The following is a 16,054-nucleotide window of genomic DNA, read 5'->3' as shown; positions in this document are numbered from 1 at the left end:
GGTTGTCATGAAGCCATTCACGTGATGTCATTTCGCATATGGATATGCACAACACCGTGTTCGTCGGAAAGGCCAACGTCGGTCCGGCCGACGTCCTGGCCGTGGCGCGGGGCGAGGCCCGCATCGAGCTCACCGCGGACGCCCGCGAGGAGATGGCCGCCTCCCGGGCCCGCATCGACGCGCTGGCCGCGGAGCCCCGCCCGGTCTACGGCGTGTCCACCGGCTTCGGCGCGCTGGCGGTCCGTCACATCAGCCCCGAGCTGCGCGCGCAGCTGCAGCGCTCCCTGGTGCGCTCGCACGCAGCCGGCATGGGCCCCCAGGTCGAGCGCGAGGTCACCCGGGCGCTGATGTTCCTGCGGCTGAAGACGCTGGCCTCCGGTCGGACCGGTGTGCGCCCCGTCGTCGCCGAGACGATGGCCGCCATCCTCAACGCCGGAATCACGCCGGTGGTCCACGAGTTCGGCTCCCTGGGCTGCTCCGGCGACCTGGCCCCGCTCTCGCACTGCGCGCTGGTGCTGATGGGCGAGGGCCTCGCCTACGGCCCCGACGGCGACGTCCGGCCGGCCGGCGAGCTGCTCGCGGAGGCCGGGATCGAGCCGATCGAACTGCGCGAGAAGGAGGGCCTGGCCCTCATCAACGGCACCGACGGCATGCTCGGCATGCTGGTCATGGCCATCGCCGACCTCGGCCGCCTGTTCACCGTCGCCGACATCACCGCCGCCATGTCGCTGGAGGCGCTGCTCGGCACCGAGAAGGTGCTCGCGCCCGAGCTGCACGCCATCCGCCCGCACCCGGGCCAGGCGGCCAGCGCCGCCAACATGCTGAAGGTCCTTCAGGACTCCGGCCTCACCGGCCACCACCAGGACGACGCGCCGCGCGTCCAGGACGCGTACTCGATCCGCTGCGCCCCCCAGGTCGCCGGAGCGGGCCGGGACACCCTCACCCACGCCCAGCTGGTCGCCGACCGCGAGCTGGCCGCCGCCGTGGACAACCCGGTCGTGCTGCCGGACGGCCGGGTCGAGTCCAACGGCAACTTCCATGGCGCGCCCGTTGCTTACGTGCTGGACTTCCTCGCGATCGCCGCGGCCGACCTCGGCTCCGTCGCCGAGCGCCGCACCGACCGGCTGCTCGACAAGAACCGCTCGCACGGCCTGCCGCCCTTCCTGGCGGACGACCCGGGCGTGGACTCCGGCCTGATGATCGCCCAGTACACGCAGGCGGCGCTGGTCAGCGAGAACAAGCGGCTGGCCGTGCCGGCCTCGGTGGACTCCATCCCCTCCTCGGCGATGCAGGAGGACCACGTCTCCATGGGCTGGTCCGCGGCGCGGAAGCTGCGCCAGGCCGTGGACAACCTGGCCCGCGTGCTGGCGGTCGAACTGGTCGCGTCGGCACGCGCGTTGGAGCTGCGCCAGCAGGCCGGCAGCGGTCATCTGGCCCCGGCGACGGACGCTGCCGTGCAGGCCGCCCGCGAGGCGGGTGTCGGCGGCCCCGGCCGCGACCGCTTCCTGGCGCCCGACCTGGAGGCGGCCTACGAGTTCGTCCGCGGGGGCGCGCTGGTGCGCGCGGTCGAAAAGGTCACGGGCCCGCTGGCGTGAGCACCCTCGAGCGCGGGGCACTCCCGCTCTTCGGGGGAGGCGCCAGAGCGAGGGCACACACCACTCGGGGAGGTTCGGCCGCATGTGCGGGACGAACCTCCCAGGGTGGTGGGCTGCTCGCGCAGGTCCTCCCTCAGCCTCCGGCCGGGGGGACCCCCAGCGCCCCGGGCGGGGCCTTCGGCCCCGCTGGAGGGGGTGTCCGCTGGATGGAAAGGCACTTGCTGAGTCTGTATGGGGTCATGCAGAGTCGGGCCACCACCCGACCCGCCGAGTGCGACTGAGGAGTCCGACCATGAGCAGTACGACGGTCTCGGTCCCGGTGCAGTCGGGGCCTTCGGCCCGCCTGCTCCAGCTGTTCGAGGGGCACCGGCTCACGCCGACCCAGCGGCGCATCGCGCACTGCCTCGTGCGCAACGCCGCTGACGCGCCGTTCCTCTCCAGCGTCGAGGTGGCCGAACTGGCGGGTGTCAGCCAGCCGTCGGTGACCCGTTTCGCGGTGGCCCTCGGGTTCGACGGGTATCCCGCCCTGCGCCGCCAGCTGCGCGAGTTGGGGCTCACTGAGGGCGGTGAGCCCGGCTCGGTGCGGGAGTCGCCCAACGACGCCATGCGCAACGAGCAGCAGCAGGCGGTGCTCGCCGAGATCGCCAACCTGCAGCACCTGGCCGCCGTGCTCGCCGACCCCGAGCCGGTGCTGCAGGCGGCCCGGCTGCTCGCGGCCTCCCGGCCGCTGCCGGTGCTGGGGCTGCGCGCGGCATCCGCGCAGGCTGCCGGGTTCGCGTACTTCGCCGCCAAGGTGCATCCCGACGTCCGGTTGCTGGACGAGGGCGGCAGCATGCTGCAGGACCGGCTGCAGCGGGCCGTGGAGGCGGGGGCGAGCAGCCTGATCTGCTTCGCCCTGCCGCGCTATCCGCGGGAGTTGATGGACGCGCTCACCTTCGCCAAGTCGGCCGGGCTCACCGTGGTCACCGTCGCCGACAGTGCCTTCGCGCCGATGGGGTCCGTCTCCGACCTGCTGCTGCCCGCGGCCGTCGGGAGCAGCCTGGTCTTCGACACGGCGTGCGCGCCGATGATGCTGGGGCGGGTGCTGCTCCAGGCCATGTGCGACGAACTGCCCGGCGCCGTCCGGCGGTTGGAGGAGTTCGAGCAGCAGGCGGCCACCCGGGGCCTGTTCCTCGGGTGACCGCCTGCCGCGGTGCCCGCCGCTGATGCGGCAGGTCAGGAGACGTTGACCGCCGTGTCGTCCACGACGAACGAGGTCTGCTTGACCGAGTCCTCGACGCCGGTGAACTTCAGGGTGACCGTCTGCCCGGCGTAGCCGGCCAGGCTGAAACTGTGCTGCTGGTAGCCCGAGGCCGCGTTGAGGTTGGAGTAGGTGGCGAGGGTCGCCAGCACCGTGCCCGAGCTGTTCAGCACCTGGACCTTGAGCGTGTCGTAGGCCGTGGTGGTCGTGGTCTCGGCGGTGTCGACGTGGAGCCAGAAGCTCGCCGTGTAGCTGCTGCAGCCGGTCGGCAGGGTGACCGTCTGGGCCAGCGTGTCGGTGGTGGCGGTGCCGTAGCCGTCCAGCCAGGCGTCCCAACTGCCGCTGCGGGCGGGCTCGGTGGAGCCGCTGTAGAGGATGCTGCTGTTGTTCGCGGTCCACGGCGAGGCGGAGCCGGTCTCGAAGCCGGGGTTGCCGAGCAGCTGCGCGGACGTGCAGCCGCTGCCGCCGGAGGAGGAGACGGTCCAGGTGAAGCTCGCGCTGCTGGACGGCCCGGTGGAATCCGTGGCCGTGGCGGTGACCGCGTAGGTGCCGGCAGTCGTCGGTGTGCCGCTGATGAGGCCGGTGCTCGCGTTGAGGCTCAGCCCGGTGGGCAGCCCGGTGGCGCTGTAGCCGAGCGTGCCGCCCGCGGTGTCGGTGGCGGACAGTTGCAGGCTGGTGGCGGTGCCCACGGTGGCGGTGCGGCTGCCGGGGTTGGTCAGACTGACCGAGCCGGTGCCCCCGCCGGAGCCGCCGCTCCCGGCGAGCCAGGCGGTGGCGTTGAGGGCGAGCGCGGCGTCGGTTCCCGCCGGGTCGTTCCAGCCGTCGTAGAGCGTGTTGCCCGACTGGCCGGTGCCGTCGTCGACGGGGGAGCTGTCGCCCCAGATGGCGACGCGGCCCGAGCCGAAGGTCGAGGTGACGAAGAAGGCGTTGGTGGTGCTGCCTGCCGCAGTGCCGGTGGTGTACAGCAGGCCCTTGACCGACGGGTTGTCAGCCGGCTTGAGCGTGAACGTCGTTCCGTTGCGCAGGATGCTGCCGGTGACCTTGCCGAAGGGGCCGTTGAGCACCGGGTCGGTGGAGTCGCTGATGGCGGGCGGGTTGTCCGTGGTGATGTTCTTCAGGTCGACGGAGAAGCCGAAGGGGTCCGTGCTGTCGACGCTGTTGTTGGTGAGCAGGTCGTTGATGATGGCGGGGGAGTCCCAGCCGTCGTTGTTGCGGTCCGAGCCGGTGTGGTCGGAGATCAGGAAGAGGCCGCCGCCGTTCTTGACGAAGTTCATCAGGGCGGTCTTCTCCGCCGTGGTGAACACCGTGTTGGGCTCGTCGATGACCACGGTGTCGAAGTTCTTCAGGTCCAGCGAGGCGCTGGTGCCGTAGCTGAAGGCGTTGCCGCTGGGCAGCGTCTTCAGGCTGTAGCCGCCGGTCCGCTGCAGCGCGACGCCCCAGGAGGAGAGCGCGCCGGTCCAGTCGGTTTCCGTCGAGGGATTGGCGTTCTGCGCGAGCGGGTCGGGCTGGCTGGTCGAGATGATCCAGTCGGCGTTCCCGGCCGTCTCGGCGTGGGCGTTGTCGAACAGCACCCGGTGCAGGGTCGCGGCGTGCGCCTGCGGTGCGGGGGCGGCCAGGCCGACTGCGGCGCCGCCGAGCAGGACGGTGGCGGCGAGGGCGACGGGGGCGACGGGTGCACGGAGCGGGAGTCTCATGTGCGCGTCCTCCTGGGGAGTCTGACGGAGCGTCGGACAGAAGTATTCGCGCGTAGACAGCGGACTGACAGGGCCCGAGCGTTACGTATTGCTGATGTTTGCATGACAATCAGGTTCCCGGTGGTGAGGGGTGCCCGGGGTTGTGGACGGCGGGTGGTGGCGACGTGTGGGACCCGCGCGGAGGGCGAACGGGAACTGCGCACGCCGGCGAACGGGAACTGCGCACGACGGATTCCTGCGCACTCTCATCCGCTTTTCACGCGTGCGCGCTATCGTCCCGCCATGCCTCGTGGAACCTATGCGCGTGCTCGGGTTGTCGTGGTGCGGGATGCCGCGGTGCGCCCCCTCCTCTGGGTGGGCGTCGTCGGCGTGCTCGCGGGGCTGCTGATCCCGAGCCTGACCGGAAGGGTGCGCGGCCTGCTGCTGGGCTGCGCGTTGCTCGTGCTGGCCTGCGCGGTCGCGGCGCTGGGCCGTTCGACCTGGTACCGGCGGCGGGCCGCGGCCGCGGAGCGGGCCGCGTTCGCGGTGACGTTGGAGCCCCCGCACCTGACGCGGCTCCGGCTGCGCCGGGTCAGCGCGTGGATCGTGCTGGTCGGGTGCATCCTCGTCTGCGGACTGGGCGTCGTCGGCGGCGCCGCGGCCGGCCTGCTGGTGCTCGGCTGGGCCGCCGGGCTGTGGCTGCAGACGCGCGTGCTCGCGCGGTGGGAGCGGAAGCACGAGTGCCTGCTGTGGACCCCCTCGGAGGACGGCCGCCGCCCCCGTGGCCCCTTCGTCACCACAGGCCCCGCGGCGGACCGGGTTCGCCCGGTGGTCAAAGCCCCGAGCTGAGGCGGGACTTCGGCGCCCCCGCCCCCCTGACCGGCGGCGGGGGGCACCCGCGCGGGCGGGGCGGCTCCGTCCCCGTACGGGCGTCACGTGGAGCGCTCGGCGTGCGCGCCCGCACCTGGGGGCGGGGGCGCACGCCGCCGGGGCCGGCGGGTTGCGCTGCCGTCTCGGACCCTTTCGGGCGCTGCGTTGCCGCGCCGCACCCTTCGGGCGCTGCGTTGCCGCGCCGCACCCTTCGGGCGCTGCGTTGCCGAGTTTCATCCCCTGGCCGCCGCCGGGGCGTTGGGCCCCGAGTTGAGGCAGGACTTCGGCGCGTCCACTGACCGGCGGCGGGGGCCCGCCCGGGGCGACTTCGCCGCTGTGCGGGGCGCGGCGCCGAGCGGTCGGCGGGCGCGCCGGCGCCCTGAGGCGGCGGGTCGACCTCCGCTGGGGGCTGCGTTGCCGCGTTTCATCCCCGGCCGCCGCCGGGGCGTTGGGCCGTGCTGCCGCCTCGCTCCGTTCGGGTGGCACGCTTCCTCCCTGTCCGCCGAGGGCGCGCTCCGCGCGCCTCCTCGGGGCGCATAGTGATTTCACTCGACTGACGGCCCGTCAGGGCCGAAACGCCACGGGCGCAGCGCCTGGCCGGTGCTGTGCCCGTGGCGTTTCCGTGCGGAATAAGGTGCATATCGGAGCAAAGAGAAGCATGCGGGACCGACTGCCTCTGGTGGCCAGCTGAATGATTGGCTATCTTCAACACAGCGCATCGTGAATGAATCCATCCAGCGAGGAGGGCGGACATGGCGCAGCAGCAGAGCGGCCCGCGTACGGTCAGGGCGGCACGCGGGACGGCGCTGAGCACGCAGGGCTGGCAGCAGGAGGCCGCCCTCCGCATGCTCAGCAACAACCTGGACCCGGAGGTCGCCGAGCATCCCGAGAAGCTCGTCGTCTACGGCGGGACCGGCAAGGCCGCGCGTGACTGGCGCTCCTTCGACGCCATGGTCCGCACCCTGCAGACGCTCAAGCAGGACGAGACGATGCTCGTGCAGTCCGGGCGCCCCGTCGGCGTCATGCAGACGCACGAGTGGGCGCCGCGGGTGCTGATCGCCAACTCCAACCTGGTGGGCGACTGGGCCAACTGGGAGGAGTTCAGGCGACTGGAGGCCCTCGGTCTCACCATGTACGGCCAGATGACCGCCGGTTCGTGGATCTACATCGGCACCCAGGGCATCCTGCAGGGCACCTACGAGACCTTCGCCGCCGTCGCGGCCAAGCGGTTCAACGGCTCGCTGGCCGGGACCATCACCCTGACCGCGGGACTCGGCGGCATGGGCGGCGCCCAGCCGCTGGCCGTCACCATGAACGACGGCGTCGCCATCTGCATCGACTGCGACCCGAGCCGCATCGCGCGCCGGATCGAGCACCGCTACCTGGACGTCGAGGCCAAGGACCTCAAGCACGCCCTGGACCTCGCGGTCGAGGCGCGCGACGCGCGCAAGTCGCTCAGCATCGGCCTGCTCGGCAACGCGGCCGAGCTGGTCCCGGCGCTGCTGGCGATGGACGCCCCGATCGACATCGTGACCGACCAGACCAGCGCCCACGACCCGCTGGCCTACCTGCCGATCGGCGTGGCCTTCGAGGACATGGCCGGCTATGCGGCCGAGAAGCCGGAGGAGTTCACCCGGCGCTCCCGCGAGGCGATGGCCAAGCACGTCGAGGCGATGGTCGGCTTCCAGGACAAGGGCGCCGAGGTCTTCGACTACGGCAACTCGATCCGCGGTGAGGCCCAACTCGCTGGCTACGGGCGGGCGTTCGACTTCCCCGGCTTCGTTCCCGCGTACATCCGCCCGCTGTTCTGCGAGGGCAAGGGCCCGTTCCGCTGGGCCGCGCTCTCCGGCGACCCGGCCGACATCGCCAAGACCGACCAGGCGATCCTCGACCTGTTCCCGGAGAACGAGTCGCTGGCCCGCTGGATCAAGATGGCCGGCGAGCGCGTCCACTACCAGGGCCTGCCCGCCCGCATCTGCTGGCTCGGCTACGGCGAGCGCGACAAGGCCGGCGAGCGGTTCAACGAGATGGTCGCCGACGGCACCCTCTCCGCGCCCATCGTCATCGGCCGCGACCACCTCGACTGCGGTTCGGTGGCCTCCCCCTACCGGGAGACCGAGGCCATGCTCGACGGCTCGGACGCCATCGCCGACTGGCCGCTGCTCAACGCCATGGTCAACGTCGCGTCCGGCGCCTCCTGGGTCTCCATCCATCACGGCGGCGGCGTCGGCATCGGCCGCTCGATCCACGCCGGCCAGGTCACCGTCGCCGACGGCACCAAGCTGGCGGGCGAGAAGATCCGCCGGGTGCTCACCAACGACCCGGGCATGGGCGTCATCCGCCACGTCGACGCGGGCTACGACATCGCCGCCGACGTCGCCGCCGAGCGCGGCGTCCGCGTCCCGATGCGCGAGGGCGAGTGACCGTGGGTCTGACGACGGAGGAGCTGGCGGGGGATGCCGCGGACGGCTTCCGCCGGATGTGGGCCGAGCTGCTCCCCGTCGGCCGCTTCGACGCCAGCGGCGGCTACCGCCGCTTCGCGTGGTCGGCGGCCGACGCCGAGTGCCGAGCCTGGTTCGCCGAGCAGGCCGCCGCGCGCGGACTGCACTACGAGGTGGACCGCAACGGCAACCAGTGGGCCTGGTACGGCGATCCGGACGGAGAGGACGCCGTCGTCACCGGCTCCCATCTGGACTCCGTGCCGGACGGCGGGGCGTACGACGGGCCGCTCGGCGTCGTCTCCGCGTTCACCGCGCTCGACGTGCTGCGGGCGCGGGGCCTGCGGCCGGACCGCCCGCTCGCCATCACCAACTTCGGCGACGAGGAGGGCGCCCGCTTCGGCGTGGCCTGTGTCGGATCCCGGCTCAGCGCCGGGGTGCTGACGCCGGATCAGGCGGCGGCGCTGCGCGACGGCAGCGGCCTGCGGATGCTCGACGCCATGGAGGCGGCCGGGCAGGACCCGAGCCTGATCGGCAAGGACGAGGAGCGGCTGGCCCGCGTCCGCGCCTATGTCGAACTCCACGTCGAGCAGGGCCGGTTCCTGGCGGACGGACCCCATGCCGTCGGTGTCGCCTCGGCCATCTGGCCGCACGGCCGCTGGCGCTTCGATTTCCACGGCGAGGCCAACCACGCGGGCACCACCCGCTTGCAGGACCGACGCGACCCGATGCTCGCCTACGCGGCCACCGTGCTCGCCGCCCGCAAGAAGGCCCGGACGGCCGGGGCGCTGGCCACCTTCGGCAAGGTCAGCGTCGAGCCCAACGGGACCAACGCCATCCCCTCGCTGGTGCGCGGCTGGCTCGACTCCCGGGCAGCGGACGAGGCCACGCTCCAGGCGCTCGTGGCCGCGATCGCCGAGGCCGCCTTCGAGCGTGCCGAGGAGGACGGCGTGCGCGCCGAGGTGGTGCGCGAGTCGTGGACGCCGGTGGTCGAATTCGACCGGCCGCTGCGGGACCGCCTGGCCGCCGTTCTCGGGCCGGACACGCCGGTGCTGCCCACCGGGGCCGGACATGACGCGGGCATCCTCTCCGAGGTGATCCCGACGGCGATGCTGTTCGTGCGCAACCCCACCGGCGTCTCGCACTCCCCGGCCGAGACCGCCACCGAGCCCGACTGCCTGGCCGGCGCGGCGGCCCTCGCCGACGTGCTGCAGAACCTGTTGGAGGCATAGAGCCATGACCGCCCGCCCCGTGACCTACTGGGCTCCGCACGCGTGGATGCGGCGCACCCCGTCCGCGCTGCCCGCCGTCGAGGACCAGGTGCTGGTGGAGGTCGCCGCGGACGGCACCATCAGCTCGGTCACCCCCGACTCCGGGCCGGCCCCGGTGGGGGCCGTGCAACTCGGCGGGCTGCTGCTGCCCGGCCTGGCCAACGCCCACTCGCACGCCTTCCACCGTGCGCTGCGCGGCGTGGTGCAGGTCGGCTCGGGCACCTTCTGGACCTGGCGCGACACCATGTACCGGGCTGCCGACGCGCTCGATCCGGAGCTCTACCTCGAGCTGGCCACCGCCGTCTACGCGGAGATGGCGCTGGCCGGGATCACCGCGGTGGGCGAGTTCCACTATCTGCACCACCAGCCGGACGGCACGCCCTACGCCGAGCCGAACGCGATGGGCGAGGCGCTGATCGAGGCGGCCGCGCGGGCCGGAATCCGAATCACGCTGCTGGACACCTGCTACCTCTCGTCCGGCTTTGGACTCGAACCCAACGCCCACCAGCGGCGGTTCAGCGACGGCAGCGCCGAGGCGTGGGCCGAGCGGGTAAGCGCCCTCGACGTGAAGGATCGGCCGCACGCGCGGATCGGCGCCGCGATCCACTCGGTGCGGGCCGTGCCCGCCGACCAGTTGGCGACCGTGGCGGCGTGGGCGAAGGACCGCGAGGCGCCGCTGCACGTGCACCTGTCCGAGCAGACGGCGGAGAACGACGCCTGCATGGACGCCTACGGCCTGACGCCCACTCAACTGCTGGCCCGCCACGGCGTACTGGGCCCGCGCACCTCCGCGGTCCACGCCACCCACCTCACCGGCGAGGACCAGCGGCTGCTGGCCGACACCTCCACCGTCATCTGCATGTGCCCGACCACCGAGCGGGACCTGGCCGACGGCATCGGTCCGGCCCGCGCCCTGGCCTCCGCCGGCTGCCCCGTCTCGCTGGGCAGCGACAGCCACGCCGTGATCGACCTGTTCGAGGAGGCGCGGGCGATGGAGCTCAACGAGCGGCTGGCCACCCAGCAGCGCGGCCACTGGACCGCCAACGCGCTGCTGCACGCCGCCACCGAGGCCGGCCACGCCTCGCTCGGTCTCCCGGAGGCCGGGCGTCTGGCCCCGGGCGCGCTCGCGGACTTCGTGACCATCGCCCTGGACACCCCGCGGACCGCCGGACCCTCGCCCCGCTACGGCGCCGAGACCGCCGTCTTCGCGGCCGGAGCCGCGGACGTCCGCGACGTGATCGTGGGCGGCGCGGCCGTCGTCCGCGACGGGATGCACCAGCTGGTGCCGGACGTCGGCGAGGCGCTGCACCGCGCCATCACCGTCCTCAACAGCCGCTGAGCCGGGGAGAACTGACACCACCATGACCACCACCCTTCTGGCGGACATCGGCTCACTGGTCACCAACGACCCGGAGCTGGGCGACGGCAGCCCCCTCGGACTGCTCAGGGACGCCGCCCTGGTGCTTGACGCGGACACCGGCACCGTCGTCTGGCTGGGCCCCGCAGACGCGGCCCCCGCCGCCGACAGCGTCGTGGACGCCGCCGGACGGGCCGTCGTCCCGGGCTTCGTCGACTCGCACGCCCACCTGGTCTTCGCGGGCGATCGCACCGCCGAGTTCAACGCCCGGATGTCCGGCAAGCCCTACACGGCGGGCGGCATCCGCACCACGGTGGCCGCCACCCGCGCCGCGACGGACGAGGAACTCGACGCCAACCTGCGCAGGTTGGTGCGGGAGGCGCTGCGGCAGGGCACCACGACCGTCGAGTGCAAGTCCGGCTACGGCCTCACCGTCGAGGACGAGGCCCGGGCGCTGCGCCTGGCCTCCCGGCACACGCCCGAGACCACCTACCTCGGCGCCCACGTCGTCGCCCCCGAGTACGCGGACGACCCTGCCGCCTATGTGGACCTGGTGACCGGCCCGATGCTGGACGCCTGTGCGCCGCACGCGCGTTGGGTGGACGTCTTCTGCGAGCGCGGCGCCTTCGACGGCGACCAGGCCCGGGCGATCCTGAAGGCCGGCGCCGAGCGCGGGCTCATCCCCCGGGTGCACGCCAACCAGCTGACCGAGGGTCCCGGCGTGCAGCTCGCCGTGGAGCTGGGCGCCGCCAGCGCCGACCACTGCACGCACCTGAGCGATGCCGACGTGGACGCCCTGGCCCACTCGGCGACTGTGGCCACCCTGCTGCCCGGCGCCGAGTTCTCCACCCGGGCCGTCTACCCGGACGCCCGGCGGCTGCTGGACGCGGGTGCGACCGTCGCCCTGTCCACGGACTGCAACCCCGGCTCCAGCTTCACCAGTTCGGTGCCCTTCTGTATCGCCGTGGCCGTCCGCGACATGGGGATGACCCCGGACGAGGCGCTGTGGTCGGCGACCGCGGGCGGCGCCCGTGCGCTGCGCCGCGAGGACCTCGGCCGGCTCACCCCCGGTCTGCGCGCGGACGCGGTGCTGCTCGACGCCCCCTCCCACGTCCACCTCGCCTACCGCCCCGGCGTCCCGCTGGTCTCCGCGGTCTGGCGGGGCGGCGTGCGCGAGGTCTGACGCGGGTTCAACTGCCGCAGCCGGGCAGCCGGGAGAGCTGGGTCAGCGGTATCACGCGGTCCGGGCTGGAGAGACTGCCCGCCTGCTGGTCCGTCAGCGGTGCGTAGCCGTGGCTGCGCAGGTCGATCAGCCACGTCTGCGCCGCCTCCTGATGGCCCTTGACCGCGAAGGAGGCCAGCGCGTAGCCGTCGCCCAGCGGATCGACGCCGCGGACGAAGTCGCCTGGGGAAGCGCGGACTTCGGTGAGTGTGGCGCTCGCCGAGTCCCAGACGTTCTGGGTGGCGGGACCGCCGGTGGCCGAGCTGTTGCCCTCGCCCCAGCCGAAGGTGCCGTCCACCGCGCGGTACGAGATCGTCCCGTTCATGTGGAAGGCCGCGGCAAGGGCCTTCGGCACAGCGGCGGGCTGCTGGGTCCAGGCGTCCGCGGCGGTGATCCGACCGTCCGTCACGGAGTAGGTGGTAGCGCCCGCGTAGAAGAGGGGCAGCTGCGGCAGCGATCGAACCGCTCCGTCGCTCAGGCGCATCACCTGGCGCTGCTGCTCCTCCATGCCTCCGGGGACCGGCGAGACCGCCGTCTCCCAGGCGAGGTAGGACGCTCCCAGCGTCCAGGAGGTCAGCACGCGTGCGGGCTTGCCCGACGTGGACAGGGGGATCTGGCGCAGCTTCGCGGTCGCCGTGTTCCAGAGGAAGAACCGGGTGTAGTCGGGCTCGCTGCTGGTGCGCAGTCCGAAGGCGAACCAGGCCCCCTCCGTGCTGCCGTCCACCCGCCACTCGTGGCCCGGGGGGAGGCTCAGCACCACCGTTTCCCGGCCGCCGACCAGTTGGAGGATCCGCTCCCCGTCCCGCAGGAAGATCACCTGACCGTCCGGCGAGGCGGCCAGCACCTGACCCTGCGTCACCCGGTAGACGCCGGGCTGCAAGGCGTGGACCCACCCCGCCGGCAGCTCCACCCGGCAGAGCCGGGAGGCCCCCGGCGCTGCCGGGCCCTGCTGGGCCGCCGGCCGGTCGACCCCGACCAGCACGCCGCCGGCGACCGCCGCCGCGATCGCCAGCACGCCGACGGACCGCCGACGGCGCCTGCTGCGACGCACCTGGCCCATCACCATGGGCGCCGGGGACGGCACCTCGGGCCGCTCGCTCACCAGGGCCTGCAACTGCTCGCGCAGTTCGCTCTCGCCGCTCATCACGCCTCCACCTCCAACAGCGCCAGCCCCGCATCGGCACGCAGCTTCGCCAGGGCGCGGGCGGCCTGGCTGCGCACAGTGGCCTCGGAGCACGCCAGCAGCGCGGCGGTCTGCTCCACCGACAGATCCTCGTAGTACCGGAGCACGACCACGGCCCGCTGCCGCTTGGGCAGCGACTGCAGCGCCCGGGACAGGGCGTCCCTCCGGTCGAAGGCTGTCTCCGGATCGCCGGACCGGCCCGGCTCGGGGAGTTCACCCTTGGGCACCTCACCGTTCCAGCGCCGCCGAAGCGAGGTCAGGAACAGGTTGAGCATCATCTGCTGGGCGAAGGCCTGCGCCGAATCCGCCGCCTGCACCCGGCGCCAGCGCCGGTAGACCTTCATCAGCGTCGCCTGGACCAAGTCCTCCGCACGGTGCCAGTCACCCGTCAACAGCCGGGCGGATCTGTGCAATTGACCGTGCGTCTGGGCGACGAAGGCACTGAAGGCCTCGTCCTCCTCCGCTCCCACCGGGCTCTCCTCCCCCCTCTGCAGTCCTTGTCACCCGGCTGACGACCTGGATCCGGGATTCCGCTGCACGGGCCGCGAAGATTTTTCCTGGCCCGGCTCGATCCACTCGGGCTCGTCCTGCGCCGATTTTCCCCGGACACGCCACAGGGGCACGGGAGAACCCGTGCCCCTGTGGACAACCGCCTGCTGCGGAGCGGCTAGTGGACGTCGCCCATGAGCCCGCGCACCCGCTTGCGGTACATGACCACGCCGAGGCCGGCCACCAGCGCGGCCACGCCCTGGATGGCGAAGGCCGTGGTGCTGAGGAAGGCGTCGCCCATGAACTGCTGCAGCACGGCCGCCACGCAGTCGCCGGCGGTGACGGCGAGGAACCAGATGCCCATCATCTGGCTGGCGTACTTGGCGGGCGCCAGCTTGGTGGTGACGGACAGTCCGACCGGGGACAGCGTCAACTCGCCGACCGTCTGGACCAGGTAGACCACCGCCAGCCAGAGCGGGGTGACCCGGGCGCCGCCGGACGCCGCGGCCATCGCCAGCATCATCACGCCGAAGGACAGCGCGATCAGCACCAGGCCGAGGCCGAACTTGACCGCGGTGCTCGGGTTCTTCCGGCGGCGGTCCAGCCAGACCCAGAGCCAGGCGACGACCGGGGCCAGCGCCATGATGTAGAGCGGGTTCAGCGACTGGAACCAGCTGGACGGGAAGTTCCAGCCGAACAGCGAGCTGCCGGTGTGGTCGTCGGCGAACACGGTCAGCGTCGAGCCGGACTGGTCGTAGATCATCCAGAACACGGCCGCGGCGACGAAGAACCAGATGTAGCCGGACATCTTGCCCTGCTCGTCCTTGCTCAGGTCCTTGTCCCGCTTGATCCTGGCGAAGACCAGGATCGGGATGAGCAGGCCCACCAGCGTCAGCGGCCAGATGACCCAGTTGATGCTGTAGTGGCCGGTCAGCGCGACGATGGCGTAGAAGACCACGGCCAGGGCGGCCCAGAAGCCCGCCTTGCGCAGCACGGCGTTGCGCTCGGCGCGGCCGATCGGGGAGGTCACCACCGAGGACTTCGGGCTCAGATGGCGGCCGCCGAAGACGTACTGGGCCAGGCCCAGCGCCATGCCGACCGCGGCCAGGGCGAAGCCCAGGTGCCAGTTGACGCTCTGTCCGACGGTGCCGATCACCAGCGGGGCCGCGAAGGCGCCGAGGTTGATGCCCATGTAGAAGATGGTGAAGCCGCCGTCCCGGCGCGGGTCGTTCCGGTCCGGGTAGAGGTGGCCGACCATCGTCGAGATGTTGGCCTTGAGCAGGCCGGAGCCGAGCGCGATCGCGCCCAGGCCGATGAAGAAGGAGAACTCCACCGGCACGGCCAGCAGCGCGTGGCCGATCATGATGATCGTGCCGCCGATGAGCACGGTCCGGCGCGGACCCCAGAAGCGGTCACTGATCCAGCCGCCCGGCAGGGCGAGCAGGTAGACCATGGCGTTGTAGACGGAGTAGATGGCGGCGCCGGTCGCGGCGGCGAAGCCGAGACCGCCCTTGGCGGCGGGTGCGACCAGGTAGAGCACCAGCAGGGCGCGCATGCCGTAGAAGCTGAAGCGCTCCCACATCTCCGTCATGAAGAGCGTCGCCAGGCCGCGCGGGTGACCGAAGAAGGTCTTGCCCGGGGCGGAGCCGGCGGGCCGCAGCAGAGCCGGGTCGACCGGCTGGGTCTGGATCGGCGGCATCGTGAGTCCTCGCTTGCGTGCCGCGCGGCATCCCGGTCCGGCGTCGCGCGGCTGTGGCGAGAACGAGAGAGGGAGAGCCGCGCAACGGTGACACGGTTACGGCTTCAACGATAGGTCACCATTTGTAGCGATCTTGTTGCACTGTCGCATTGGTGCGATTTTGAACGATCTGCGAATTTTGCCGCGATTGGTCAGCCTACCTCAGAATCTTTGGTCCAATGCCGCCTAGTGCACCACATTCGAAGCCAAAACGGCGAAAGTAGGGGAGTGGTAGGAACCACGGACGAGGTCGACCCTGTGACGATGCTCTCGCCCCGAGGGCCGGACTACGATCGCCCTATGACGCGCGTACTGCTGGCCGAGGACGACACCGCCATCTCGGAACCGCTGGCCCGCGCCCTGCGGCGGGAGGGGTACGAGGTCGAGGTGCGCGAGGACGGCCCGAGCGCGCTGGAGACCGCCTCCGCCGCAGGCGGCGTGGACCTGGTGGTGCTCGACCTGGGCCTGCCCGGCATGGACGGCCTCGAGGTGTGCCGCCGGCTGCGCGCCGAGGGCCACAGCTTCCCGGTGCTCGTGCTCACCGCGCGTGCGGACGAGGTGGACACCGTCGTCGGCCTGGACGCCGGCGCCGACGACTACGTCACCAAGCCCTTCCGGCTGGCCGAGCTGCTGGCCCGGGTCCGGGCGCTGCTCCGCCGCGGCACCGCCGACCTGTCCACCGGCGCGCACGGCGTCAAGATCGACGTGGACTCGCACCGTGCCTGGCTCGGTGACGAGGAGATGCAGCTGTCGGCCAAGGAGTTCGAGCTGCTGCGCGTCCTGGTCCGGGACGCCGGCCGGGTGGTGACCCGGGAGCAGATCATGCGCGAGGTCTGGGACACCACCTGGTGGACCTCGACGAAGACCCTGGACATGCACATCTCCTGGCTGCGCAAGAAGCTCGGCGACGACGCGGCCAACCCCCGGTACATCACCACCGTGCGCGGGGTCGGCTTCCGCTTCGAGAAGAGCTGACGG

At 72.3% G+C, this 16,054-nt stretch carries 12 protein-coding genes; 8 read left to right on the top strand and 4 right to left on the bottom strand.

Features of this window, described 5'->3' with window-relative positions; genetic code table 11:
• Window positions 1-38 precede the first annotated feature (38 nt).
• Together hutH and ACFP3V_RS19725 are read left to right on the top strand one after the other, a co-directional pair.
• On the top strand, window positions 39-1,595 hold the full coding sequence (gene hutH / locus ACFP3V_RS19730) for a histidine ammonia-lyase (RefSeq protein ID WP_380585229.1): 1,557 nt from the start codon (window positions 39-41) through the stop codon (window positions 1,593-1,595).
• Window positions 1,596-1,887: 292 nt separating this feature from the next.
• Window positions 1,888-2,775 carry a MurR/RpiR family transcriptional regulator gene (locus tag ACFP3V_RS19725; protein ID WP_380585227.1) on the top strand — a complete coding sequence of 296 codons (888 nt, stop codon included), beginning with the start codon at window positions 1,888-1,890 and terminating at the stop codon, window positions 2,773-2,775.
• A gap of 35 nt (window positions 2,776-2,810) precedes the next feature.
• Here ACFP3V_RS19725 and ACFP3V_RS19720 read toward each other — a convergent pair whose 3' ends face one another.
• Complete coding sequence (locus ACFP3V_RS19720; protein WP_380585225.1) at window positions 2,811-4,529, bottom strand: putative Ig domain-containing protein; 1,719 nt, start codon at window positions 4,527-4,529, stop codon at window positions 2,811-2,813.
• Between the two features lie 336 nt (window positions 4,530-4,865).
• On the opposite strand from ACFP3V_RS19720, the gene ACFP3V_RS19715 reads away from it, so the two are divergent.
• The 5 genes from ACFP3V_RS19715 to hutI all read left to right on the top strand — a co-directional run bounded on the left by ACFP3V_RS19715 (window position 4,866) and on the right by hutI (window position 11,627).
• Entirely contained in the window at window positions 4,866-5,357 is a 492-nt protein-coding gene (locus tag ACFP3V_RS19715) for a hypothetical protein (RefSeq protein WP_380585223.1), read from the top strand.
• A 773-nt stretch (window positions 5,358-6,130) separates the two neighbouring features.
• Window positions 6,131-7,801: a urocanate hydratase gene (gene hutU / locus ACFP3V_RS19710; RefSeq protein WP_380585221.1), complete on the top strand. Its 1,671-nt coding sequence runs from the start codon at window positions 6,131-6,133 to the stop codon at window positions 7,799-7,801.
• Window positions 7,802-7,857: 56 nt separating this feature from the next.
• Complete coding sequence (locus ACFP3V_RS19705; protein WP_380585313.1) at window positions 7,858-9,048, top strand: allantoate amidohydrolase; 1,191 nt, start codon at window positions 7,858-7,860, stop codon at window positions 9,046-9,048.
• 4 nt (window positions 9,049-9,052) lie between these two features.
• The gene (locus ACFP3V_RS19700; RefSeq protein ID WP_380585219.1) at window positions 9,053-10,426 is read left to right on the top strand and encodes a formimidoylglutamate deiminase; all 1,374 of its coding nucleotides are present in this window, start codon (window positions 9,053-9,055) and stop codon (window positions 10,424-10,426) included.
• 22 nt (window positions 10,427-10,448) lie between these two features.
• On the top strand, window positions 10,449-11,627 hold the full coding sequence (hutI, locus tag ACFP3V_RS19695; RefSeq protein ID WP_380585217.1) for an imidazolonepropionase: 1,179 nt from the start codon (window positions 10,449-10,451) through the stop codon (window positions 11,625-11,627).
• A gap of 7 nt (window positions 11,628-11,634) precedes the next feature.
• Here the strand turns inward: hutI and ACFP3V_RS19690 are convergent, their stop codons facing one another.
• The 3 genes from ACFP3V_RS19690 to ACFP3V_RS19680 form a co-directional block, all read right to left on the bottom strand.
• Window positions 11,635-12,810 (bottom strand): hypothetical protein, encoded by a 1,176-nt coding sequence (locus ACFP3V_RS19690; protein WP_380585216.1) that lies wholly within the window; start codon window positions 12,808-12,810, stop codon window positions 11,635-11,637.
• Entirely contained in the window at window positions 12,810-13,319 is a 510-nt protein-coding gene (locus tag ACFP3V_RS19685; RefSeq protein WP_380585214.1) for a SigE family RNA polymerase sigma factor, read from the bottom strand. Before ACFP3V_RS19685 ends, ACFP3V_RS19690 begins: the two co-directional genes overlap by 1 nt.
• 197 nt (window positions 13,320-13,516) lie before the next feature.
• Window positions 13,517-15,037, bottom strand: coding sequence for a peptide MFS transporter (locus ACFP3V_RS19680; RefSeq protein WP_380585212.1), 1,521 nt, complete (start codon window positions 15,035-15,037; stop codon window positions 13,517-13,519).
• 339 nt (window positions 15,038-15,376) lie between these two features.
• Between ACFP3V_RS19680 and ACFP3V_RS19675 the strand changes: the two genes are divergently transcribed.
• A complete protein-coding gene (locus ACFP3V_RS19675) occupies window positions 15,377-16,051 on the top strand; it encodes a response regulator transcription factor (protein ID WP_380585210.1) in 675 nt (224 codons plus the stop codon).
• Window positions 16,052-16,054: the final 3 nt, after the last annotated feature.

The sequence above is a fragment of the Streptacidiphilus monticola genome (assembly GCF_042658505.1).
Lineage (GTDB): Bacteria > Actinomycetota > Actinomycetes > Streptomycetales > Streptomycetaceae > Streptacidiphilus > Streptacidiphilus monticola.
The sequence above is the reverse complement of the archived record's forward strand: the minus strand, read 5'-3'. Positions and strand labels throughout refer to the sequence as shown.

Coding starts and splice junctions, on each gene's coding strand:
- hutH (WP_380585229.1), top strand. CDS start 39: ATGGATATGCACAACACCGTGTTCGTCGGAAAGGCCAACGTCGGTCCG.
- ACFP3V_RS19725 (WP_380585227.1), top strand. CDS start 1,888: ATGAGCAGTACGACGGTCTCGGTCCCGGTGCAGTCGGGGCCTTCGGCC.
- ACFP3V_RS19720 (WP_380585225.1), bottom strand. CDS start 4,529: ATGAGACTCCCGCTCCGTGCACCCGTCGCCCCCGTCGCCCTCGCCGCC.
- hutU (WP_380585221.1), top strand. CDS start 6,131: ATGGCGCAGCAGCAGAGCGGCCCGCGTACGGTCAGGGCGGCACGCGGG.
- ACFP3V_RS19705 (WP_380585313.1), top strand. CDS start 7,858: ATGTGGGCCGAGCTGCTCCCCGTCGGCCGCTTCGACGCCAGCGGCGGC.
- ACFP3V_RS19700 (WP_380585219.1), top strand. CDS start 9,053: ATGACCGCCCGCCCCGTGACCTACTGGGCTCCGCACGCGTGGATGCGG.
- hutI (WP_380585217.1), top strand. CDS start 10,449: ATGACCACCACCCTTCTGGCGGACATCGGCTCACTGGTCACCAACGAC.
- ACFP3V_RS19690 (WP_380585216.1), bottom strand. CDS start 12,810: ATGAGCGGCGAGAGCGAACTGCGCGAGCAGTTGCAGGCCCTGGTGAGC.
- ACFP3V_RS19680 (WP_380585212.1), bottom strand. CDS start 15,037: ATGCCGCCGATCCAGACCCAGCCGGTCGACCCGGCTCTGCTGCGGCCC.
- ACFP3V_RS19675 (WP_380585210.1), top strand. CDS start 15,377: ATGACGCGCGTACTGCTGGCCGAGGACGACACCGCCATCTCGGAACCG.